19 protein-coding genes are annotated in these 21,526 nt (G+C 60.7%); 13 read left to right on the plus strand and 6 right to left on the minus strand.

Going from position 1 to position 21,526, the window contains the following annotated elements; genetic code table 11:
- Positions 1 to 16: 16 nt before the first annotated feature.
- The 6 genes from CXQ93_RS03350 (at position 17) to CXQ93_RS03375 (ending at position 6,039) form a co-directional block, all read left to right on the plus strand.
- Complete coding sequence (locus tag CXQ93_RS03350; protein ID WP_104109021.1) at positions 17 to 547, plus strand: hypothetical protein; 531 nt, start codon at positions 17 to 19, stop codon at positions 545 to 547.
- Positions 548 to 556: 9 nt separating this feature from the next.
- Positions 557 to 850 (plus strand): YciI family protein, encoded by a 294-nt coding sequence (locus tag CXQ93_RS03355; protein ID WP_104109022.1) that lies wholly within the window; start codon positions 557 to 559, stop codon positions 848 to 850.
- A 148-nt stretch (positions 851 to 998) separates the two neighbouring features.
- Positions 999 to 2,165 carry a flavodoxin-dependent (E)-4-hydroxy-3-methylbut-2-enyl-diphosphate synthase gene (ispG, locus tag CXQ93_RS03360; RefSeq protein ID WP_062290751.1) on the plus strand — a complete coding sequence of 389 codons (1,167 nt, stop codon included), beginning with the start codon at positions 999 to 1,001 and terminating at the stop codon, positions 2,163 to 2,165.
- Positions 2,116 to 3,015 (plus strand): GNAT family N-acetyltransferase, encoded by a 900-nt coding sequence (locus CXQ93_RS03365; protein WP_308470598.1) that lies wholly within the window; start codon positions 2,116 to 2,118, stop codon positions 3,013 to 3,015. Before ispG ends, CXQ93_RS03365 begins: the two co-directional genes overlap by 50 nt.
- Positions 3,016 to 3,478: 463 nt before the next feature.
- The gene (locus tag CXQ93_RS03370; protein ID WP_104109024.1) at positions 3,479 to 5,506 is read left to right on the plus strand and encodes an FAD-dependent oxidoreductase; all 2,028 of its coding nucleotides are present in this window, start codon (positions 3,479 to 3,481) and stop codon (positions 5,504 to 5,506) included.
- A complete protein-coding gene (locus CXQ93_RS03375; RefSeq protein WP_104109025.1) occupies positions 5,506 to 6,039 on the plus strand; it encodes a PadR family transcriptional regulator in 534 nt (177 codons plus the stop codon). The genes CXQ93_RS03370 and CXQ93_RS03375 overlap by 1 nt, the downstream gene beginning before the upstream one ends.
- Before the next feature lie 37 nt (positions 6,040 to 6,076).
- On the opposite strand, the gene CXQ93_RS03380 is transcribed toward CXQ93_RS03375, so the two are convergent.
- The 3 genes from CXQ93_RS03380 to CXQ93_RS03390 all read right to left on the minus strand — a co-directional run bounded on the left by CXQ93_RS03380 (position 6,077) and on the right by CXQ93_RS03390 (position 8,102).
- Positions 6,077 to 6,349: a hypothetical protein gene (locus CXQ93_RS03380; RefSeq protein WP_104109026.1), complete on the minus strand. Its 273-nt coding sequence runs from the start codon at positions 6,347 to 6,349 to the stop codon at positions 6,077 to 6,079.
- 191 nt (positions 6,350 to 6,540) lie between these two features.
- Positions 6,541 to 7,296, minus strand: coding sequence for an ABC transporter permease (locus CXQ93_RS03385; RefSeq protein ID WP_181036031.1), 756 nt, complete (start codon positions 7,294 to 7,296; stop codon positions 6,541 to 6,543).
- A complete protein-coding gene (locus CXQ93_RS03390; protein WP_258068557.1) occupies positions 7,293 to 8,102 on the minus strand; it encodes an ABC transporter ATP-binding protein in 810 nt (269 codons plus the stop codon). Before CXQ93_RS03390 ends, CXQ93_RS03385 begins: the two co-directional genes overlap by 4 nt.
- Before the next feature lie 253 nt (positions 8,103 to 8,355).
- Here CXQ93_RS03390 and CXQ93_RS03395 point away from each other — a divergent pair, with 253 nt between their 5' ends.
- The 3 genes from CXQ93_RS03395 (at position 8,356) to CXQ93_RS03405 (ending at position 11,789) form a co-directional block, all read left to right on the plus strand.
- A complete protein-coding gene (locus tag CXQ93_RS03395; protein WP_104109207.1) occupies positions 8,356 to 8,580 on the plus strand; it encodes a hypothetical protein in 225 nt (74 codons plus the stop codon).
- Positions 8,581 to 8,909: 329 nt separating this feature from the next.
- Positions 8,910 to 10,703 carry a proline--tRNA ligase gene (locus CXQ93_RS03400; RefSeq protein WP_104109028.1) on the plus strand — a complete coding sequence of 598 codons (1,794 nt, stop codon included), beginning with the start codon at positions 8,910 to 8,912 and terminating at the stop codon, positions 10,701 to 10,703.
- Between the two features lie 285 nt (positions 10,704 to 10,988).
- Positions 10,989 to 11,789 (plus strand): TSUP family transporter, encoded by an 801-nt coding sequence (locus CXQ93_RS03405; protein ID WP_104109029.1) that lies wholly within the window; start codon positions 10,989 to 10,991, stop codon positions 11,787 to 11,789.
- A gap of 21 nt (positions 11,790 to 11,810) precedes the next feature.
- On the opposite strand, the gene CXQ93_RS03410 is transcribed toward CXQ93_RS03405, so the two are convergent.
- From CXQ93_RS03410 to CXQ93_RS03420, 3 genes are all read right to left on the minus strand, one after another.
- Positions 11,811 to 12,827, minus strand: coding sequence for an aminoglycoside phosphotransferase family protein (locus CXQ93_RS03410; protein ID WP_308470599.1), 1,017 nt, complete (start codon positions 12,825 to 12,827; stop codon positions 11,811 to 11,813).
- An 84-nt stretch (positions 12,828 to 12,911) separates the two neighbouring features.
- On the minus strand, positions 12,912 to 13,643 hold the full coding sequence (locus CXQ93_RS03415; RefSeq protein ID WP_104109031.1) for a VIT1/CCC1 transporter family protein: 732 nt from the start codon (positions 13,641 to 13,643) through the stop codon (positions 12,912 to 12,914).
- A 73-nt stretch (positions 13,644 to 13,716) separates the two neighbouring features.
- Positions 13,717 to 16,113 (minus strand): DUF4439 domain-containing protein, encoded by a 2,397-nt coding sequence (locus tag CXQ93_RS03420; protein WP_104109032.1) that lies wholly within the window; start codon positions 16,111 to 16,113, stop codon positions 13,717 to 13,719.
- 170 nt (positions 16,114 to 16,283) lie between these two features.
- Here CXQ93_RS03420 and rimP point away from each other — a divergent pair, with 170 nt between their 5' ends.
- From rimP to infB, 4 genes are all read left to right on the plus strand, one after another.
- Entirely contained in the window at positions 16,284 to 16,913 is a 630-nt protein-coding gene (gene rimP, locus CXQ93_RS03425) for a ribosome maturation factor RimP (RefSeq protein WP_104109033.1), read from the plus strand.
- 2 nt (positions 16,914 to 16,915) lie between these two features.
- The gene (nusA, locus tag CXQ93_RS03430) at positions 16,916 to 17,887 is read left to right on the plus strand and encodes a transcription termination factor NusA (protein ID WP_062290720.1); all 972 of its coding nucleotides are present in this window, start codon (positions 16,916 to 16,918) and stop codon (positions 17,885 to 17,887) included.
- 139 nt (positions 17,888 to 18,026) lie between these two features.
- On the plus strand, positions 18,027 to 18,293 hold the full coding sequence (locus CXQ93_RS03435) for a YlxR family protein (RefSeq protein WP_258068576.1): 267 nt from the start codon (positions 18,027 to 18,029) through the stop codon (positions 18,291 to 18,293).
- Between the two features lie 192 nt (positions 18,294 to 18,485).
- Entirely contained in the window at positions 18,486 to 21,431 is a 2,946-nt protein-coding gene (infB, locus tag CXQ93_RS03440; RefSeq protein ID WP_104109034.1) for a translation initiation factor IF-2, read from the plus strand.
- The last annotated feature ends 95 nt before the right edge of the window (positions 21,432 to 21,526 follow it).

Raw genomic sequence — 21,526 nt, forward strand, 5'->3', positions numbered from 1 at the left:
ATGCAAGGGAGTATGTATGGAAGCGTTGTGGATAGCTGGGGCACTAGTGGTGGCCGTTTTTGGCGGTTGGCCGGTGACGGCCGGAATTCTCAGGCTCGCCCGCTCCAAAACAGTGCGGGCTGCGGACGCGGCCGAAGCTGACGGGCAGGCGTCCGGTGAGCTCGACGGCTCGGGCCCGGAAACTGCTTCCGAAACCTTGCCGGCTGGCGATCCCCACACGGAAAACCCGCCCGAAACAGCGCTTGAAACAGCGCCTGAAGCCGCCACGCCATCGGAATCCGCCACACCGTCAGCGCCGTCAGCACCCAAAACCGAAGTGTTGCGTGGCGGTCTGCTGATCGGTTGCCTAGAACGTGCAGCCGTGGCGGTGGCCATTCTTTCTGGACAGCCTGTAGCTATCGCCTATGTGGTGGCCATCAAGGGCCTTGGCAGGTATCCGGAGTTGAAGGATACGCCAGCTGCCAGTGAACGGTTCATCATTGGCACGTTGGCATCCATGCTGTGGGCTGCCAGTGTTGCGGTGCTGACCAAAGCGCTCCTGTTATAGGGTAAACAGATGTCTATCTTTGCTGTCGAATATGTCTATGGTCCAGAAGCTGAAGAAGCCCGCGTGGAACACCGCCCCCGGCACCGTGAATGGCTCAATGCCTTGGCTGAAGCTGACGTTGTGCTCGCATCGGGCCCCTACGCCGATGGTGCCGGAGCCCTGCTGATCTTCCGTGCCGAGAGCCAGGAAGCGGTTCAGGACTTGGTTGCACAGGATCCCATGACCCTTGGCGGCGGTGTCACCGGTTTGAAGATTTCCGGCTGGAACCCGGTGATTGGCAAGCTCAGCGGTTACTTGGGATAAAGGTCACTGGCAACCGATCCCTGCCAGTCAGTGAAAAGCAGACATCGAGCCTACAATCGTAGGTAGATGCTGTGAGAAACGTTTTGCGGCGCCACAAAACGGCGTTGCTGCCGCACCCTTTGATTAGATGAACTCTTAGGAGAATATTTTGACCTCCGTCAGTCTCGGCATGCCGCCGTTGCCACCGCCCGTTCTTGCGCCCCGTCGTAAAACTCGGCAAATCAAGGTCGGCCCCGTGGGTGTGGGCTCCGATTCGCCTATCAGCGTCCAGTCGATGACAACCACCCCCACCACTGACATCAACGCCACGCTGCAGCAGATCGCAGAGCTCACTGCTTCTGGTTGTGACATCGTCCGTGTTGCCTGCCCGTCGCAGGATGATGCAGACGCCTTGCCCATCATTGCCCGCAAGTCGCAGATCCCCGTCATTGCAGACATCCACTTTCAGCCCAAGTACGTCTTTGCGGCTATTGAAGCTGGCTGTGCCGCTGTTCGTGTGAACCCCGGTAACATCCGCAAGTTCGACGACCAGATCAAGCAGATCGCCATGGCGGCCAAAGATCACGGCACGTCCATCCGCATCGGCGTCAATGCTGGTTCGCTCGAGCCGGGCATCATGAAGAAGTACGGCAAGGCAACCCCCGAGGCACTCGTTGAATCGGCCGTCTGGGAAGCCTCACTCTTTGAAGAACATGGCTTCCATGACTTCAAGATTTCGGTCAAGCACAATGACCCCGTCATCATGGTTGCCGCCTACGAATTGCTCGCCGAACAGGGCGACTGGCCGTTGCACCTCGGCGTCACCGAGGCCGGACCAGCATTCCAGGGCACCATCAAGTCCGCCACAGCGTTTGGCGCCCTGCTTGCCAAGGGCATTGGTGACACCATCCGCGTCTCACTCTCCGCACCGCCGGTTGAGGAGATCAAGGTGGGCAACCAGATCCTGCAGTCGCTGAACCTGCGCCCGCGCAAGCTGGAAATTGTCTCCTGCCCGTCGTGCGGCCGAGCCCAGGTTGACGTGTACAAGTTGGCTGAAGAAGTCACCGCTGGACTAGAGGGAATGGAAGTTCCCTTGCGCGTTGCTGTCATGGGCTGCGTTGTCAACGGCCCCGGCGAAGCCCGCGAGGCTGACCTGGGTGTGGCCTCCGGAAACGGCAAGGGCCAGATTTTTGTGAAGGGAGAAGTCATCAAGACTGTTCCTGAAGATCAAATTGTTGAGACACTCATTGAAGAAGCGATGAAACTAGCCGAACAGATGGAGTCCGATGCCGATGACGCGACTCTCCAAGGTGGCCCCGTGGTTAGCGTCTCCTAAGGAGACTCGCCACGAACCGGTGCGCGTCCTTGGTCACCGGGACACGGACGCGCTCCGGCGGCTGATCGCGCGCGACCGCGTCGCCAATGTCTTTGCCGACTCGCTCATCAAGCAATACAACAGTGCCGCTCCGGCTTTTCCTGGGGCCGTCATGTTGGGCTCTTTCGAGAACGACGGCGTGAACTTGGCTGCCGCTTGTTGGGTAGGTTCCAATGTGGTTCCTATAGAAGCTTCCGTAGACAATGCCCGCGCCTTTGGGCGGTGGATTCTGGATCATTGGCAGCCGCATGCCTCCATCTTCGGCCCGGCCGATGCCACTTTGGCCATCATGGATGTGCTTCAGGAAGCCAGCATTTCAGCGCAGGAGATCCGAGCCAATCAACCTCTGTTGAGCATTTCTGGGCCGCCCCATGTAGAGCCGAATCTTGCCTTGACTGTCAGCGAGAGCAGACAATTCAGCGACGTCCTGCTGGCCGCCGCAGCCATGTTTGAAGAAGAAGTTGGATACTCACCATTCCTGGGCGGCGAGGCCAACTATCGCCGGCGGGTCGCCTGGTTGATCAGCAGTGGATTCTCCTTTAGTGATGTCGAAGCTGACGGAGAAGTCATTTTCAAGGCAGATCTGGGTGCCGTGACAGAGCATGCAAGCCAAGTCCAAGGCGTCTGGATGAATCCGCGCTACCGCGGACTGGGACTGAGCGCGGGATATATGGCGGCCGTGGTCACCTTGGCTCAAAAACACGCAGCGGTGACCAGCCTCTACGTCAACGACTACAACACTGCGGCCAGAGCCTTGTACGAGCGAGTGGGCTTTGAACAAATCGGCACCTTCGCCACGGTCCTGTTCTAAGCTCCAGCCCTCCCCATACCTTGAAACCTCGGCTGCAGTCTCAGTCGCCCGGCCCGTCGAGTGTCCACTTACGGTACGGTTTGGGGCCGCAACGGCTCGGAAACGTACCTCAAGTGGACACTCGACGGGCCTTTCCTACGGAGCCACGCTGGTTCGTTCCCCACCAGTGCCTATCTGCTCTGCCTGTGCCCTGCAACGGGCCTAGTCAATCGACCAACCAACCCGGCCCAGTGCACTAACCAATCCGGCCAGTGGAGCACGATGACGTCCTGTAGCTGCCCTCCGAGGCGACGAATTGAGCCATTCCACCTCTTGAGTGTCCACTTAATGTACGGTTTGGTGCCGAAACGGCTCGGAAACGTACCTTAAGTGGACACTCGGCTGGCTCAGAGTGTGACGAGCCTCCCATCGATGCGATCCGTGCGATACGATTATGCAACTTGTTGCGCAAAGGAGTGCTTTCATGAATGCTGGCCAATATCCCCACCTGTTTACCCCGCTGGACCTAGGATTCACCACGCTGCCCAACCGTGTGCTGATGGGTTCAATGCACGTCGGTCTGGAAGAGCTTCCCGGTGGTTTTGACCGCATGGCGGCGTTCTATGCCGAGCGGGCACGCGGGGGAGTGGCCTTGATGGTCACCGGCGGCATCTCTCCCAATGAAGCTGGCCGGCCCATGAAGGGCGGTGCCAAGATCAGTACGGTCGAAGAAGCGGAACAGCACAGGGTCGTCACAGCAGCGGTGCATGCCGAGGGTGGAAAAATCGCCCTGCAGCTGCTCCACTTTGGCCGTTACGCATCCCACCGGGGGCTGGTCGCGCCCAGTGCCGTGCAGGCACCCATCAGTCCGCTCACCCCACAACCGCTGACAGGTGAGGAAGTGGAGCAAACTATCGAGGACTTCGTCCATGCAGCGCAGTTGGCGCAATCCGCCGGGTACGACGGCGTGGAAATCATGGGCTCCGAAGGCTACCTGATCAATGAATTCATCGCCAAGAGAACCAATCACCGCACCGATGAATGGGGCGGATCCTACGAGAACCGCATCCGCTTCGCTGTGGAAATTGTCCGCCGCGTCCGCGAACGAGTAGGCGAAAACTTCATCATCATCTATCGGCTCTCCATGCTGGACCTCGTTGAGGACGGCTCTACTCTGCCCGAAGTCATCGAACTGGCCCAGGCCGTGGAGAGGGCGGGCGCCACCATCATCAATACCGGCATCGGCTGGCATGAAGCACGCATTCCCACCATCGCCACCTCGGTGCCACGCGCCGGTTACGCCTGGGTGACCAAAAAGGTCATGGGCTCGGTCAAGATTCCCCTGATTACCACCAACCGCATCAACACCCCCGACGTCGCAGAGCAGCTCCTTGCCGACGGCACGGCCGACATGGTCTCCATGGCCCGCCCATTCCTCGCCGATGCGTTCTTCATGCGCAAGGCTCACGATGGCCGCAGCGATGAGATCAACAGCTGCATCGCCTGCAACCAAGCCTGCCTGGATCACACGTTCGTCGGTAAAACGTCCTCATGCCTGGTCAATCCGCGGGCCTGCCACGAGACCGAAATCGTCATTGAAGCCACATCAGCGGTCAAAAAATTCGCCGTGGTGGGTGCCGGGCCGGCCGGATTGGCATTTGCCGTCACCGCGGCCCAGCGCGGTCATCAGGTCACGCTCATGGAGGGTTCGGGGGAGATTGGCGGGCAGTTCAACATTGCCAAGCAGATTCCCGGGAAGGAAGAATTCCACGAAACCATCCGCTACTTCAACCGTCAGCTACAGCTGTTGGGCGTGGACGTCGCGCTGAACACCACAGCCACCACCGAGAAGCTCCTAGGCGGTGGCTTTGACGAGATCGTGCTGGCCACCGGTGTCACTCCACGGATTCCGGAGATCGACGGCGTGGACCATCCCAGCGTGCTCACGTACCTCGACGTCCTCCGGGACAAGGCTGAGGTGGGCGCCAATGTAGCCATCCTCGGGGCCGGCGGCATCGGCTTCGACGTGGCCGAATACATCACCGCGGGCAGTCCCAGCGCCACGCTCGTGCCTGAGAAGTTCTATCGGGAGTGGGGCATCGACACCGACTACGCCAACGCCGGTGGCATCACCGATCCCGCTCCGGAACCGCCCCTGCGCCGCGTGGGCCTGTTCCAGCGCAAAGAGAGCAAGGTTGGCGCCGGGCTGGGCAAGACCACCGGCTGGATCCACCGCACCGCCCTGAAATACAAGGGTGTGCAGATGGTTCCGGGTGTGGAGTATCAGAAGATTGACGACGCCGGACTCCACCTTCGCGTCAACGGCACCGACACGGTTCTCCCCGTAGATACTGTCATCTTGTGCACCGGTCAGGATCCTCGACGGGAGCTGGTGGAGGGGCTGGAAGCTGCGGGCGCCGTCGTGCATTTGATTGGCGGGGCAGATGTGGCTGCCGAGTTGGACGCCAAGCGCGCCATCGACCAGGGTACGCGTTTGGCAGCGCGGCTCTAGTGTCGCTGACTCACGCAATTCTGACGTCGCTGTTGGAGAAGCCGTGCACGGGGGCCGAATTGGCGCGGCGATTCGATAAGTCCTTGGGCTTCTTTTGGCAGGCCACGCATCAACAGATTTACCGGGAGTTAGGGAAGATGGAGGGTGATGGCCTGATTAAGGCGCACGGGTTGCCCACCGCTCGTGGACAGCAGCGCCACTTCGAGGTGCTCGCGGGCGGACGCGATGAACTGGCCAGCTGGTGTGCGCAAGAGGGGGAGATGCGCCCCATCAGAGACTCATTGTTAGTGCGGATGCGGGCCGCCGCGGTGCTGGGCAGCGTGGATGTCACGGATGAGATGCGCCGACATATGGTGCTTCATGGGCAAGTTTTGGAACGGTACCAAGCCATCGAGTGGCAGGATTTTCCAGCCGAGAAGTCACGGTCCGCAGCGGAAGAGTTGCAGTTGGCTGTGGTGCGGGCTGGTATCGCTTATGAAAAGTCGTGGCTGACGTGGTGCCGCAGTGCGTTGGCCGAGTTGGGCGAATCCTAGTTCGGTAGCTGCCGCAGTGACGGGCCGGTGGTGGGGACTACGCGCTGGCGGATTCCTGCTCGGCGGCTTGTGCCTTGACGCGCACAGATGTCTCTTCGAGCATGGTGGCCGTCTGTGTGATGACGGGTGAGTAAGAGGAACGCCAAGCGTGTTTGAACACAAAAGCGTCGGGGCCTTCCCAGCGCAGGTCACCACTGATGCGTTGACTCAGCTCGGCGTTGATGCGTCTTAACTCCGAATGTGCGTGGTCAAGGGCCCGGGCAAATTCCCGCAGCTCATCCGGATCGGCGCCATGCAGGCTGCTGCTCATTGACTCTCCTGCAGTTGCTGTGTTCGAAGTGTGTGGCGGTCTTTCAAAGGCTGACAGCCATGGGCTCAGGCGAGCAATGTCACGTTTGGCATGCCATCGTCTCTGACCTTCGCACCAGTACAACACTAGGTCCGCAGGTGGCAATAACGCGATGGGCAGAGGTCCCCATGTCTAAGGTCAGGTGTCTCGGGTCAGGCGGTTCGACGACGTAAGGTCAAGGACGCCAGAAGCACCCCAGCCAGCACGAACGCGGCCATGACTACCAAGTCCCTAACCAGCTGGCCCGTGGGGCTGCTATGGGCAGCCACCTGTTGCAGCCCATCCACCGCGAAACTCAGCGGCAGGACGTTAGAGATCGCCTCAAGGACAGCGTTCATCTGGTCTCTGGCCACAAACAGCCCGCACAACAGAATCTGCGGGATGACCACCACTGGCATGAATTGCACGGCCTGGAATTCGGTGGTGGCAAACGCCGAACACAAAAGCCCCAACACCACACCCAAAACCGCTGTCAGCACCGAAATCAACACCACCCAGCCGGCGTTGCCCGCAATCTTCATGCCGAAGATCCAGTAGGCGGTTCCCGTGGCTACCAGAGCTTGTGCGGTGGCCATGATGGAAAACGCCAGAGCGTAGCCAAAGAGCAGATCCGCCTTGTGAATGGGCGTGGTCAGCAACCGTTCAAGCGTGCCAGATGTGCGCTCACGCAGCATGGTGATGGAGGTGACAAGGAACATCACCACAAAAGGAAAAATGCCCAGCATCATGAGCCCCACCCGGTCAAAGGTGCGGGGCATGCCTGGGGCAAGCGTCTCGTTTTGGTACAGCCAGTAGACCAGCGCCAGCAAGATGGCGGGCACTACCAAAATCATGGCAATGCTTCGGGGGTCACCGCGCAGCTGAAGCAGTACGCGCCGGCAGGTGGAGAGCAACATGGAGAGATTCATGAGCCAACCTTTCGCTCGGAATCCGCTGCAGCCTGAATCAGACGCAGAAAAGCCAACTCCAGATCGTCGGTTTCGCCGCTTTGACGTAATTGTTCCGGGGTCAGCTGGGCCAACAACATCCCCTCGCGTAACAGCAGGAGCGAATCACAGTGGCCTGCCTCCTCCATGACGTGGCTGGAAATTATCAGCGTGGTGCCCTCGGCAGCCATGGCCGAAAACTGTTCCCACAGATCAGCTCGTAACACCGGATCAAGGCCCACAGTGGGTTCATCCAGCACCAGCAGCCGCGGCTTACCCACCAGAGCGCAAGCTAAAGACACGCGGCTGAACTGTCCGCCAGATAAGTTGCCAGCCTTTCGCTTAGCGAACTCGGAAAGCCCGACGGCGGCCAGCACCGCATGTGCGTCCGCTCGGCTGCCGCCGTGCACAGAGCCAAAATAGCGGACGTTGTCCAAGACGCTCAGGTCCTTGTAGACGCTGGCCCCCTGGGTGACGTAGCCGACGTCGTGCCTATTGCGAGGGTCCCCGGCGGGGCGGCCCAGCACCGTGACAGAACCCGCAGCGATCTTCTGGACCCCCACGAGGGAGCGCATGAAAGTTGTTTTTCCGCTGCCGGAAGGGCCCAGTAGCCCGGTGATTCGCCCCTCCGCAATGTTGCAGGTGATGTTGGCCAGGACGGTGGCCCTTCCTCGGTGCACACGGAGGCCATCAACGCTGACACTAACGGGGCCGGTGGTGCCCGAAGGGTCCGCAGGAACGGGGGCAAAGGGTGGCTCCGGGGCCGGCATCACTGCTCGGTGAGACATCGGTCCTCCTAGATTGCAGGGTCAGGGGCGTCTGACTTCAAACTAGACCCGCACTGAGGCACTGTCCAGCATGCGCGGTTCCGCAAGCACGGAGGTGCGCCAGAGGACCAGACTGCGCAAGATGTTCCATGGAGATTCATCGGATAGTCCTTGCGAACGTACAGAAAGGACACGTACTTTGGCACTGCTGCACGGCCTAGATGCAGCTTCCACACCCACGTGGAACAAAGGAACACTGAAAGGACTCACTGTTATGGCAGTTTCGGTTAATTTGGCAAAGGCATTGGATAAAGAATTTGAGGACAAGTCCCTCAAGGAAATCCTCGACGCATCACCGGCAGCACTGGCAGGAATCACAGACGCCAAGGCAGCTGCGCTGAAGGAACTCTTGGGCATCAAGACCATCCGCGAACTCGGCAGCAACAAATACTTCGCCACAGCTGGAGTCCTTGTGGCACTGGAGAACAAAGCCGGTTAGTCCCCACGCCCTCCCCAAGTGCAGCCGCTGGCGCGTCTGCGCTTGGGGCCCCTCGGGCGCGTGGGCCCAACTGATCGGGATGGGACAGCCGCTGGCGCGTCTGCTCTTGGGGCCCCTCGGGCGCGTGGGCCCAACTGATCGGGATGGAGCAGCCGCTCACCTTTGGGCGCAAATGATGAACGGTTTTGGTGGAACTTTGTGTCTGGGCTCCGCATTTGCCCAGCTCGGGGGCGAATATGTGCCACGGCGCCGCGTGAACCGGTAGATTAGTACCTGTTCGTCCTGAATGAGGACGGCGCCCACCCACTTCAAGAAATGGAATATTTCGCGTGGCACTTCGCCTTTCCACCCTCTTTTTACGTACCCTGCGTGAAGATCCCGCAGACGCCGAGGTAGACAGCCACCGGCTGCTTCTGCGCGCCGGCTACATCCGCCGCGCGGCTCCTGGTATCTACACCTGGCTCCCACTGGGCCTGCGCGTGCTGCGCAAGGTCGAAGCCATTGTGCGTGAGGAAATGGACGCGATCGGCGCCCAGGAAGTGCACTTCCCCGCCCTGCTTCCTCGCGAACCGTATGAGACCACCAATCGCTGGCAGGAATACGGCGATAACTTGTTCCGCCTGCAGGACCGCAAAGGTGCCGACTACTTGTTGGCCCCCACGCACGAGGAAATGTTCACGCTGCTGGTCAAGGACCTGTACTCCTCCTACAAGGACCTGCCGCTGAGCCTGTACCAAATCCAGAACAAGTACCGTGACGAGGCTCGTCCGCGCGCGGGCCTCCTGCGTGGCCGCGAGTTCATCATGAAGGATTCCTACTCCTTTGACATGGACGACGCCGGACTGGACGCCAGCTACATGGCTCACCGCGCTGCCTACGTGCGTATCTTTGAGCGCCTCGGATTGGAAATCATCCCCGTCACGGCAACTGCCGGTGCCATGGGTGGTTCCAAGAGCGAAGAGTTCTTGCACCCGATGGCCGTTGGTGAAGATACCTTTGTACGTTCACCCGGAGGCTATGCAGCCAACGTAGAAGCTGTGACCACCGTGGTCCCGGCCGAAATCGATTTCAGCAACGCTCCCGCTGCTCAGGTTTTGGACACCCCTGACACGGCAACCATTGCCACGTTGGTGGCTGCGGCCAACCAGCACGCTCCGCGCGCCGAGGGCGAATGGACGGCAGCTGACACCTTGAAGAATGTGGTTCTGGCTGTTGACCTGCCTACCGGCGAACGCCAGATCGTGGTGGTGGGCTTGCCCGGAGACCGCGACGTCGACCTTAAGCGCATCGAAGCCAACATCAGCGTGCACCTGCCCGTCGGTGGAGAAGTAGGCGTCGAAGCTGCTGGTGAAGCAGACCTGAAGAAGAACGAACTTCTGGTCAAGGGATACATCGGCCCGGGCCTGAGCCTAGATGCTGCTGTGCTCGGTGCCGAGGCTTCCACGAAGCTGCTGTACCTGGTTGATCCTCGCGTGGTCTCCGGCACAACCTGGATCACCGGAGCCAACGAAGAAGGCAAGCACGTGTTTGGCCTCGTGGCTGGGCGCGACTTCACCTGGGATGGCACCGTTGAAGCCGCACAGGTTCGCGAAGGCGATCCCGCTCCCGACGGCTCCGGCCCCCTTGAAGCTGCCCGCGGCATTGAAATGGGCCACATCTTCGCCTTGGGTACCAAGTACGCCGAGTCATTGGGCCTAAAGGTTCTGGATAAGAACGGCAAGCTCTCCGTTGTCACCATGGGCTCCTACGGCATTGGTGTTACCCGCGCCGTTGCCGCTCTGGCTGAGTCCAACCACGATGACAAGGGCCTGATCTGGCCCGCTCAGGTTGCTCCGGCCGATGTTCACGTTGTGGCTGTTGGCCGCGGCGAGGAAATCTTTGAGGCAGCAGCCCAGCTCACCGCCGATCTTGAAGCCAAGGGATTGGACGTCATTTACGATGACCGACCCAAGGTTTCCCCCGGTGTGAAGTTCGGCGATGCCGAGCTCATCGGTGTCCCCACCATCCTGGCCGTGGGCCGCGGACTGGTAGACGGCGTCGTGGAAATCAAGAACCGCGCCACTGGCGTTGCCGAGAACGTGCCGGTCGCCGAGGCCGTTCAGTACATCCTCGACCAGCAGTAACCAGTAGCACCACCCTTCGGCCCGGCTTCGGGACCCGACCCCTCGCGGGCAGTAAGATTCTTTCGCGCGGGCCCCAACCTCGTTCCTCGGCTGGGGCCCGCGCGCCAAAGAATCCATCCCCGCTCCGGGGCCAGCTTTCTGCGCGGCCCATTCACGCAAGGTTCAGGAGCCGACATTTTTTGTAGGCGACGTAAAGGAGATGCCAAAGGCCGCTCGCGGCCGACGCGTCGGATAGTCGCCGGAAAAATGTCGGTCCTGAACCGTTCGGACTTTGAATAGGTACACATGATTTCCGGCTTTGAAAACATCACGATGGCCACGATTTTATTGATCATTGTGGCCGGTTTTGCTGCCGGCTGGATTGATGCCGTGGTGGGCGGGGGCGGTCTCATACAGCTGCCCGTGATGCTGATGATCCCTGGCATTACGCCTGTTCAAGCACTGGCTACCAATAAGATGGGGTCGATCTTCGGCACAGCCACCAGCTCCGTGACGTATTACAGGCGCGTGAAACCGGATCTGCGCACAGCCCTGCCTATGGCCGGCGTTGCCCTTCTGGGCAGCGTGGGCGGTGCCGTGGTGGCTGCCAGTTTGCCGGGATCGGTCTTCAAACCGATCATCGTTGTGGCACTCGTTGCGGTGCTCCTGTTTACAGCATTCAAACCCAGCATGGGCGAGCTGACGGCTCTGAGGCATTCAGGTCGTAAGCACTACTTCGTGGCCGCGTGCATTGGCGGTCTCATCGGCTTTTACGACGGCCTGATTGGACCCGGCACCGGATCCTTCCTCGTCATCGCCATGGTGAGCCTCATGGGATATGCCTTCCTCGAGGCCAGCGCCAAGGCGAAGATCGTCAACCTGGCCACGAACGCCGGGGCATTGATGTTCTTCCTCCCGCATGGCTCCTTGCTCTGGGGAATCGGTCTGATTCTGGGAGGGGCCAACATGGCTGGCGGCTACCTCGGCGCACGGATGGCCGTGAAGCAGGGCAGCAAATTCATCCGGGTTGTTTTCCTGGTGGTTGTGGGCGTTCTCATCGTCAAACTAGGCATTGACGTGGTCAACGAGAACGTCCTGCACCGCTAAGACAGTAGCCAGGCGCTGCCCTTAGTGAAGGGTTTTGAGTTGATGCGCAGCGGGTAAATCTGGCAGCGTCTTGCCCGCCATGGTGCTCGCCACCCAGAGCGACCTCGTAGCATCGCCACTATGCCCGGCCTCTTCCAAATAGCAGAGGGCGTTTTCGACTTCGCGAACAATGGTCCACGCCACCGCAAGCCCTTCATCCAGCCCGGCTGCCTGAGCAAGTTGTGAAGCACGACGGCGTAGCCCGGCTTCTGCGTTGCGGTGCGGCAAATCCTCCAGTCTGTTCCACAGACAAGGGGCTACGGCAAACTCGGCATCGCCGACTTGGGCTTGAGGGTCGATGGCCACGTAGTCTTTTGCGTCAGCTTCACCTGCGACGGGTGTGCCGGTCTTGGCCAGAATGTTGAGGTAGTGGAGGTCCGTATGGACCAAAACATCATTGTTGCTGCGGCGAGAAACTGCTCCGTGCGTCTGGCAGACCTCCAAGGCAGCTTCGAGCAACCAACGCGGAAACGGTTCAGCCAGATCGGCCCAGCGTTGGGGGAGCTCGTCGCAGTACCTTTCGGCTGTGGCCGCGACTTGGGGAATGAGCCGCCATTCGGGGCGCGCGTCCGGATGGATCGACAAGTCCTTAAGCAGCTTTCCCCACACTGCGATGGCTTCATCCATGGGGATTTTCAGGAGTGGACGTGATTGATCCAGACGCTCCAGTAACAAGGCGCCGAGTGACGCGTCACTGTCCAGGAGGGCCACAGCCCCCTGGCCGCTCCATAGGGTGAGGGCAAGAGGTTCTAACAGGGCCTCGTCGTGCGGGAAGGCAAGTTTCAACGCAGCCGGGGCTCCGCCGGAGGTCCGTACCGGCACCACAATTCCGGTGTGCCCGTGCCAAGGAAGAGCGCCTGAGGGCAGATCAACGTCCAGCTGCCACTGTTCAATGGCCTGATGAAGGAAAGCTGGCAAGTGCCCCAACCACGCCCGGTCTTCAAGAGTCTGACGGTGCCGCCGCTGCAGCGGCTCGGGGACTGGTACTTTGATGCTCACAGTAACGAGCCTATCCGTTGGCACCGGGGCGAGCCCACCGCCGTCGTGCATTGAAAAAATTCATTTCAGGACGGTGCCTAAGGATCAGCCGACCAGACCACTGGCTCCCAACAGGCTCCCGATCGCGAAGCTTGCCGCGAGGGCCAGCGCTCCGCCCAGCACCACCCGGACTGCGGCCTTGACGCGCGAGCCGCCGCCAATCGTGGCTCCGATCCAACCGGTGACGCCCAAAGCGAGCAGGACGGCCAGGAACGTTACCGGGACACGGGCGCCAACCGGCGGCAGCAGGATCGCCAACATGGGCAAAATGGCACCCAAGGTGAAGGCGATTGCGGAGGCGAAGGCTGCGTGCCAGGGACTGGCAACATCGGCGGCGTCCAGATTGAGTTCGGCCGACAAGTGCGCCGCGAGAGCGTCATGTTCACTGAGTTCCCCAGCTACCAGGTCGGCCGTGGCGGGGGAGAGCCCCTTGTTGACATACGCTTGAGCCAGCTGAGAACGCCCCTTTTCAGGTGCTCGTTGGAGCGCTTCTTGCGTGCTGGCGATCATGGCCTTTTGACTGTCGCTCTGGCTACTGACGGAGACGTACTCACCCAGAGCCATGGAGATGGCCCCGCCCACGAGGGCTGCCGCGCCGGCGGTGAGGATGGCGCCGGATCCGTGGGTGGCCCCGGCAACACCGACTACGACGGCGGCCACGGAGACAATGCCGTCATTGGCGCCGAGTACGCCGGCTCGGAGCCAATTCAGGCGTTGTGCAATTTCCCTGGTTCTGGAGAGCTCCCGAGGCCGTGTCAGTTCTTGCGTGCGCTTCATATCAACAAGCTAAGCACTGCACCAAAATGGCCGCTAGCAAGGAAAGGATGTCCTCGCGAAGGCTTGCCTGTCCTCAGTTAGTGGGAGAGCTCGGCACTGTTGCGGCTTCCTGGCCGATGCCAGGCAACGCGTCAATTGTTCCGCCCCAAAAGGTGTGTGTCTTGATGGAATCAAGGAGCCACAAGACGGAAATTTCTCGGAGGTTACTGCCATTGAGTGGCTGCTGCGTGGCGTCTGCTGCAGTCGCAGTTGAAGTGCCGACCGTGGCCTCGGCGGCAGGGGGTACACCGGTGCTGCTCTCGGTACTCAGGGCTGACAAATCTGCGTAGATGGCACCGAGTTCTGACTCGAGGGTGCGCAGTGCTTGCTTGGGTAGCGTTGTGAACGCGGCATCGAGTGCGAATCCTGCTACAGGTGCTGCCGGGGGGAGGCAGCGCAGGCGTAATTCCTCGTTGAGGACTTCGAGCTTTTCCTCATGCCGGGCCAAGAGCGCTGTCGACTTGCTGAATTGTGGTTCGGCGAATCGGGTGGTGGCCACCTGATAGGCGTAGACGGCTTTTTGCTCGGCCGCGGCGGCGGCGGTCAATGCGGAGTCGACGGTGACGCCGGGGCGCGGGTCCAGAGTCGAGGTGCATTGGGGGCCGGTCGGGACGGCGAAGCTAACTTTTGCTGGCAGAAATGCGGAAGCCGGTACGGCAGCACCTATGGCGGACCCTAGTTGTTCGGCTTGCAGGAGCTGGCTGGTGCCGACGGAGGCAAAGACGCGGCCCATGGAACTCTGCGCTGTTTGCGCGTTAGTTAGGAGCGAATCTGCATTTGATGCTAGGCCCTGGAGGAGTTCGGCGATGGTGGATGCCGCCGGGGCCAGTGCCGGTGCCGTTGTTGTTGCCGTTGGACCATCACTGGGCAGGCCATTGCTAAGTGCTGCAGCTTGGATTCCCAAGTGTGCGGCGGTTGTGGATAGTTCCTTGCGCACCACAGGAGTAGTTGCTGCATTTGCCAAGGTGAGGGCACTTGCTTGCAGGGTGATGGTTGCTTCCCAGGCAGCTTGGCGTTGGCGTTGAGTCGGCGAATCGTGGTTCACGTCCACCTCGGGCCCCGACAGCACGGTTCCCGTGGCCACTACCACCGCGGAGATGACCAGCAAGAAGAACAGTCCGCGGATAGCGGCCACAAAGCGATTGCGCTTCGTGCGCGGCTTTGATTTTCCCGCACGGGCCCGCTGTGCGGACTCTGGAGCTGCTTCGCTGTTGCTGTCGGAGTCAGCGTCTGTGACATCGGTGACGGCGTCATTGGGGCCGGAGTTTCCGCGGCCTGCATTCTCTTTAGCTGAGAGTGCCGCAACGGCATCTCCACCATTTTCGGCTTGTTGCTCCGCCAGTCGACGTTCGCGCCGTGAAAGCGGGGCAGCGGCAGCGGCAGCAGCAGCTGCGGTGTCAGCGGGGCCGGATCCAGCAGTTTCAACAATGTCGGATTTAACGGGGACAGTGTCAGCAGTGCCGGATTCAGCAGGGCCAGATTCGGCAGCATCAGATTCACTGGCGGCAGGTTCAGCCACATCTTCCGTGATTTGAGTATCTGCGTTGGAGTCGGGATCGGCCAGCGTTGCGGCCTGCTGCGCCGTTGCTTCAACATTTGTGTCCCTGACAGGAACTTCACTGTCAGGAACGTCAACGTCAGGAACCGCGCTGCCAGGAACTTCACTGTCAGGAACCGCGCTGTCGGTAACTCTGGCTTCGATGGCTTCGATGGCTTCGATGGCTTCGGTGGACGTTGCCATCTCATCGTTTGGTTCAACGCCGGTTGGCTCGGCCGCGACAACTTCGGCAGGGGCTGCTTCGTCGGGCCCTTCCGCGGCGATTTTCTCCTTAACCACAAGCGCAGTGTCAGTGTCAGCGTCTTTGTCAGTGTTGGTTTTGTCTTCTGTGCCGGCATCTGCGCCATCGGCGGCTGGCCTCACAGTGCCAGCCCTCACAGCGCCAGTCCTCACCGTGCCAGCGTCGAGGGGAGTCTGAGCCTCGGCCGGCTCGGATTTGCGCTCAGCGGGTATCGGCTCAGCCACAACCGTGTCCCCAGCAGCATCCTCCGCAGTCTCAGCGGCAATCACGGTCTCCGGCTCAGCTGGCGCACTGTCTGACTCAACCACATCGATAGCCGCGGCGTCGGCGGAAGGGGTTATTCCGGCGTCGAACGTTTCAGGTGATTCAGGTGAATCAGGTGAATCAGGTGAATCCGGCGCATGAGGGGCCGGGGATTCGGAAGCGGGCACTACAGGGGGCGGCACAATCATGCCGTTGGCGTCAATGACCAGCAGGGCTGGAGCCGGGGACGTCTTGGCAACAGGCGCGCCGGCAGCCGCGGTGGCGCGTCGGGGACCCTTGCGAGCAGGCTTGCCAGTAGCAGCAGCGGCAGTAGTGCCAGCGGCTGGATTCGACGGGGTGGGCTCAGCCGGGGAATTGGTGTTGGTCACAACCGTTGATCATCTCACGACTGCCCTGTACAGTGCACACTTTCGTGGCCCCCGATGACGCAACGAACACCGAATGCGTCCATACTCACACCCGCATCGTTCAGCGGTGGGGGTGGAAACTCGGTAGTCTGTATATCTACAACATCATCAATAGGGAGGCGTGCGTTTTTATGACCAAGCCAGATAGGCCCAAAACGGCCGCACGCTCAGGGAACACGCCCTCAGCCATGGATTCAATAGCTGAAGCCCAAAGACTGCACGCGTTTCTTGCCCCCACAGTGGCTGCTTCCGAACTTTTCCTTGAAGAAGTCAAGGTTCACTTCGCCGGCACCCACCGTACTGTTTCGGTGATTGTCGACCTGCCCGAGGGCGAAAGCGGCGGGGTCGGCCTCGACGCCATTTCGGCCGTTTCCCGTGTGCTTTCTGAAGCCATGGACGCAGATCCCAACGATGACGGAAAACCTTTCGACCTGGAAATCTCCTCCCCTGGAGCCACCCGGCCACTGACTGAGCCCCGCCACTGGCGCCGAGCTCTGGGCCGCATGGTCAAGGTCAACGCAAGCGACCGGGAAAACTTCATGGGCCGCGTTCTCGATGTGGACGATGAAGGCGTGTTGTTCAAGCCCGAACTGCCGGTAAAAAAGGGTATGAAACCGAAGCAGGGTGAGCCGGAAAAAGTCTTGTTTTCGGTGATCCGTCGTGGTGTTGTGGAACTGGAATTTGCTCGCCTGGATGAGGCAGAGCTGGACTTGGAATTTGAACCGACAGGCGGCAACGCTGTCGATGGAGAGGGAAGCTGACTATGGATATAGATATGAGTGCGCTGCGAGAACTGGAGCGCCAGCGGGAAATCCCCGTGGAACTGCTGATTCCCACCATTGAGCAGGCCCTGCTGATGGCCTACCACAAGTCACCGGGCTGCCACGAGATGGCGCGCGCTGAGATTGACCGCAAGAGCGGACACGTCACCATTTGGGCTGCAGAGCTCGACGACGACGGTGCCGCCATTGGTGAATTTGAAGACACACCCAAGGGCTTTGGCCGCATCGCCGCCAGCACCGCACGCCAGGTGATTCTGCAGCGCCTGCGCGATGCAGAAGATGACAACGTTGTGGGTGAATACCGTGGCAAGGAAGGCGAGCTGGTCTCCGGCCAGATCCAGCAGGGTAACAACCCCAACATGATCCAGATCGATCTGGGCGCTGTTGAAGGTGTGCTGCCTCCCAACGAGCAGGTTCCCGGTGAAGATTACCGCCACGGAAACCGCATCCGCACCTTCGTTGTTGAGGTGCACCGCGGCACCAAGGGTCCCGCCATCACCTTGTCCCGCTCGCACCCGGGTCTAGTACGCAAGCTCTTCGAAATGGAAGTTCCTGAGATTGCCGACGGCACAGTCGAGATCGTTGCTTTGGCCCGTGAAGCCGGCCACCGCACCAAGATTGCCGTGCAGGCCCACAAGGCCAGCGTCAACGCCAAGGGCTCCTGCATCGGCGAGATGGGTTCACGCGTCCGTGCAGTCATGACCGAGCTCAATGACGAAAAGATCGACATCGTGGACTTCCACGAGGATCCGGCCACTTTCATTGCAAATTCCCTGTCTCCATCGAAGGTGATATCGGTCACCATTGTTGATGAGGCGGCACGCTCTGCGCGCGTTGTGGTCCCTGATTATCAGCTGTCTTTGGCCATTGGCAAGGAAGGCCAGAACGCGCGTCTGGCCGCCAAGCTCACAGGATGGCGCATTGACATCGTCTCCGACGCAGCGGCGGTTTAGGTAAGCGGCCAAGCGGCGCGGTAGACTTAAAGTAACCGGGCCTGATTCGGTCCCGGCATTCAAAGAGCACGAAGGCACAGCAGAATTGGCTAAGAACGCAGTAGCAGCGCAAAGCGAAGCGACTGATTCCAGCCAGGCTGTGCGGACATGCATTGGGTGCCGGAAGACATCAGACCGGATACAGCTTGTACGTCTAGTGCGCTCAAGCAACTCTTCTGGTGAACTGGAAGCGTTGGTTGATGTGCGCCGTCGTATGCCTGGGCGGGGTGCTTGGCTGCACCCCATCCTTGAATGCTGGAACCTAGCGATCAAACGCCGCGCCGTTGGCAGGGCCCTCCCGGGGGTCACTAAACTGTCTGACGTTGAGGCGTTTGCGCAACAGAATTTGCCACCTTCGGCAGAGTAAGTAAGTTACGAACCAATTGTCCCTTTTGTGAAAGCGGGTCAGAAAACCGATGGAAACCCGATGAGTACCCAGCGATGAGTGCCCAAAAATGAGCATCTTCATGTGCTCTCACGCCGCGCGTTCCGACATGGAACGTCGCAGTAAGAATTAAGCGGTTCGTACCTGTCCGGTGCGGGCCGAGACAGGAGAAATGTGGCCAAGGCCCGCGTACACGAGCTTGCAAAAGAGCTCGGCATCACCTCAAAAGAAGCAGTATCCAAACTGCAGGAGATGGGCGAATTCGTTCGCTCAGCATCATCCACCATTGAGGCCCCCGTCGTGAAGAAGCTTCGCGACGCATTCCCCGCAGCAGCTAATGCCGCTGTGGCAACGCCTGCAGCAGCAACACCGGCAGCGGCACCGAAGGCGGAGGCAGCTCCTACAGCTGCTGCGCCCAAGGCACCCGCAGCGTCCGGTGCAGCAGTTCCGGGCCCCAAGGCAGCATCAGCTGCCAAGCCCGGCGCAAAAGCAACCCCGGCAGCTCCGGCTCCCGTTGCAGCTGCCCCTGCGGCTCCGGTTGCACCGGCTCCCGCGCAGGTAGCTCCGGCTGCCCCCGCGGCGCCTGCTCCGGCTCCGAAGGCTGCCCCGGCCGCCAAGTCGGCTACTCCCGGTGCTCCGCGCCCCGGAAACAACCCCTTTGCTACCTCGCAGGGCATGCCCCGCTCCGGTGCACGTAACGAACGCAATGAGCGTTCGGACAACCGTGGCGGCGACAACCGCGCTCCGCGTCCCGCAGGTGCCGGTTCGCCGCGCCCCGCAGGCGCTGGTGCCGGTGCTCCGCGCCCCGGCAACAACCCGTTCGCACCGTCACAGGGCATGCCCCGTCCGGGTTCAGCTCGCAACGCCGAAGCCGGCGCTGCAGGCCCCCGTCCGGGTGGTCCTCGCCCGCCGGCAGGCGCACCCCGTCCGGGCGCTCCGCGTCCGGCAGGTGCCGCTGGTACCGGTGGACCTCGCCCCGGCGCTCCGCGTCCCGGTGGTCCCCGCCCCACGCCCGGCATGATGCCTAACCGTACCGAGCGCCCCGCTGCGCCCGGCCGCGGTAACGACCGTCCCGGTGCTCCGGGCCGTGGACGTCCGGGTGCTCCCGGCGCAACTCCCGGTGGCACTCCAGGCGGAGCTCCCGCCGGTGGTGGCTTCGGCAAGGGTGGTCGCGGTCGCGGCGGTACCCAGGGTGCCTTCGGTAAGGGCGGCGCAGGCCGTGGCAAGCAGCGTAAGTCGAAGCGTGCCAAGCGCCAAGAGCTAGAGCAGATGAGTGCTCCTTCACTTGGTGGCGTATCGGTACCCCGCGGTAATGGCGAAACTGTGGTGCGTTTGCGCCGCGGTGCCTCCATCACCGACTTCGCCGACAAGATCGAGGCGAACCCGGCAGCGCTGGTAACGGTACTGTTCCACCTCGGTGAAATGGCAACTGCTACCCAGTCGTTGGATGAAGAAACCTTCGCACTTTTGGGTGTCGAGCTGGGCTACAAGGTTCAGGTTGTTTCCCCCGAGGACGAAGAGCGCGAACTGCTCAGCAGCTTTGACATCGACTTCGATGCCGAGCTCGAAGCAGAAGGCGACGAGGACCTTGAGGTTCGCCCGCCGGTTGTTACCGTCATGGGTCACGTTGACCATGGTAAGACTCGCTTGCTTGACGCCATCCGCAAGTCGGATGTTGTTGCCGACGAGCACGGTGGCATCACCCAGCACATCGGTGCTTACCAGATCCTTCACGAGCACGAAGGTACCGATCGAAGCATCACCTTCATTGACACCCCCGGTCACGAGGCGTTCACCGCCATGCGTGTTCGTGGTGCCAAGGTCACCGACATTGTCATCTTGGTTGTTGCAGCGGACGACGGCGTTATGCCTCAGACCGTTGAAGCACTCAACCACGCACAGGCCGCTGGCGTGCCGATCGTGGTTGCTGTGAACAAGATCGATAAGGAAGGCGCTAACCCGGAGAAGATCCGTGGCCAGCTGACCGAGTACGGTTTGGTTCCCGAAGAATACGGTGGCGACACCATGTTCGTGGACGTTTCAGCCCGCAACGGCGTCAACATCGAAGAGCTTCTTGAAGCTGTGCTGTTGACCGCTGACGCTGCCTTGGATATGCGCGCCAACCCGAACAAGGACGCTCGAGGCATTGCCATCGAAGCGAACTTGGATAAGGGCCGCGGTTCCGTGGCAACGGTTCTGGTTCAGTCCGGTACCTTGCATGTCGGTGACACGATTGTTGCCGGTACCGCACACGGCCGTGTTCGTGCCATGTTCGATGAGAACGGTGACGTCATCTCCGAAGCTGGGCCTTCACGCCCGGTTCAGGTGCTGGGTCTGTCCAACGTTCCCCGTGCAGGTGACACCTTCTTCGTTACAGGAGACGAGCGCACTGCCCGCCAGATCGCTGAAAAGCGTGAAGCGGCAGATCGCAACGCAGCCCTGGCTAAGCGCCGCAAGCGCATCAGCCTGGAAGACTTCGACCAGGCCGTTGCTGACGGCAAGGTTGACACCCTTAACCTCATCCTCAAGGGTGACGTCTCCGGTGCCGTTGAGGCTCTGGAAGATTCGTTGCTCAAGATCGATGTTGGCGAAGGCGTGCAGCTGCGCGTTATCCACCGCGGTGTCGGTGCCATCACGCAGAACGACGTCAACCTGGCCACCGTTGATAATGCCATCATCATTGGCTTCAACGTCAAGCCTGCTGAGCGTGTTGCCGAACTGGCCGACCGTGAAGGCGTGGACATGCGCTTCTACTCGGTCATCTACGGCGCCATCGATGACATTGAGCTGGCTCTTAAGGGCATGCTCAAGCCTGAGTACGAAGAGTTCCAGCTGGGCACCGCGGAAATCCGCGAAGTGTTCCGCTCCTCCAAGCACGGCAACATCGCTGGCTCGATTGTCCGCTCCGGCATCATCCGCCGTAACACGAAGGCACGCGTTCTGCGTGCCGGCAAGATCATTGGTGACAACCTCACCATTGACTCGCTCAAGCGTTTCAAGGATGACGCAACTGAAGTCCGCACCGACTTCGAGTGTGGTATCGGTCTGGGATCGTTCAACGATCTCGAGCCTGAGGACATCATCCAGACGTTCGAAATGCGCGAGAAGCCCCGCGTATAACGTTGCATAGCCGGTTGGGTGTCCTTCGGGGCGCCCAACCGGCTTTGTTTTCCCTAAGATGGTTTCACGACCGTCTCACATCTTAGAAGTTTGAA

The sequence above is a fragment of the Arthrobacter sp. N199823 genome (assembly GCF_002929705.1).
Lineage (GTDB): Bacteria > Actinomycetota > Actinomycetes > Actinomycetales > Micrococcaceae > Specibacter.

Excerpts from the sequence above, each read along its gene's own strand:
- CXQ93_RS03370 (WP_104109024.1), top strand. The coding sequence starts at position 3,479 with ATGAATGCTGGCCAATATCCCCACCTGTTTACCCCGCTGGACCTAGGA.
- CXQ93_RS03385 (WP_181036031.1), bottom strand. The coding sequence starts at position 7,296 with ATGAATCTCTCCATGTTGCTCTCCACCTGCCGGCGCGTACTGCTTCAG.
- CXQ93_RS03415 (WP_104109031.1), bottom strand. The coding sequence starts at position 13,643 with ATGAAGCGCACGCAAGAACTGACACGGCCTCGGGAGCTCTCCAGAACC.
- CXQ93_RS03405 (WP_104109029.1), top strand. The coding sequence starts at position 10,989 with ATGATTTCCGGCTTTGAAAACATCACGATGGCCACGATTTTATTGATC.
- CXQ93_RS03380 (WP_104109026.1), bottom strand. The coding sequence starts at position 6,349 with ATGAGCAGCAGCCTGCATGGCGCCGATCCGGATGAGCTGCGGGAATTT.
- CXQ93_RS03365 (WP_308470598.1), top strand. The coding sequence starts at position 2,116 with ATGCCGATGACGCGACTCTCCAAGGTGGCCCCGTGGTTAGCGTCTCCT.
- CXQ93_RS03355 (WP_104109022.1), top strand. The coding sequence starts at position 557 with ATGTCTATCTTTGCTGTCGAATATGTCTATGGTCCAGAAGCTGAAGAA.
- CXQ93_RS03395 (WP_104109207.1), top strand. The coding sequence starts at position 8,356 with ATGGCAGTTTCGGTTAATTTGGCAAAGGCATTGGATAAAGAATTTGAG.
- CXQ93_RS03390 (WP_258068557.1), bottom strand. The coding sequence starts at position 8,102 with ATGTCTCACCGAGCAGTGATGCCGGCCCCGGAGCCACCCTTTGCCCCC.
- nusA (WP_062290720.1), top strand. The coding sequence starts at position 16,916 with ATGGATATAGATATGAGTGCGCTGCGAGAACTGGAGCGCCAGCGGGAA.
- CXQ93_RS03350 (WP_104109021.1), top strand. The coding sequence starts at position 17 with ATGGAAGCGTTGTGGATAGCTGGGGCACTAGTGGTGGCCGTTTTTGGC.
- rimP (WP_104109033.1), top strand. The coding sequence starts at position 16,284 with ATGACCAAGCCAGATAGGCCCAAAACGGCCGCACGCTCAGGGAACACG.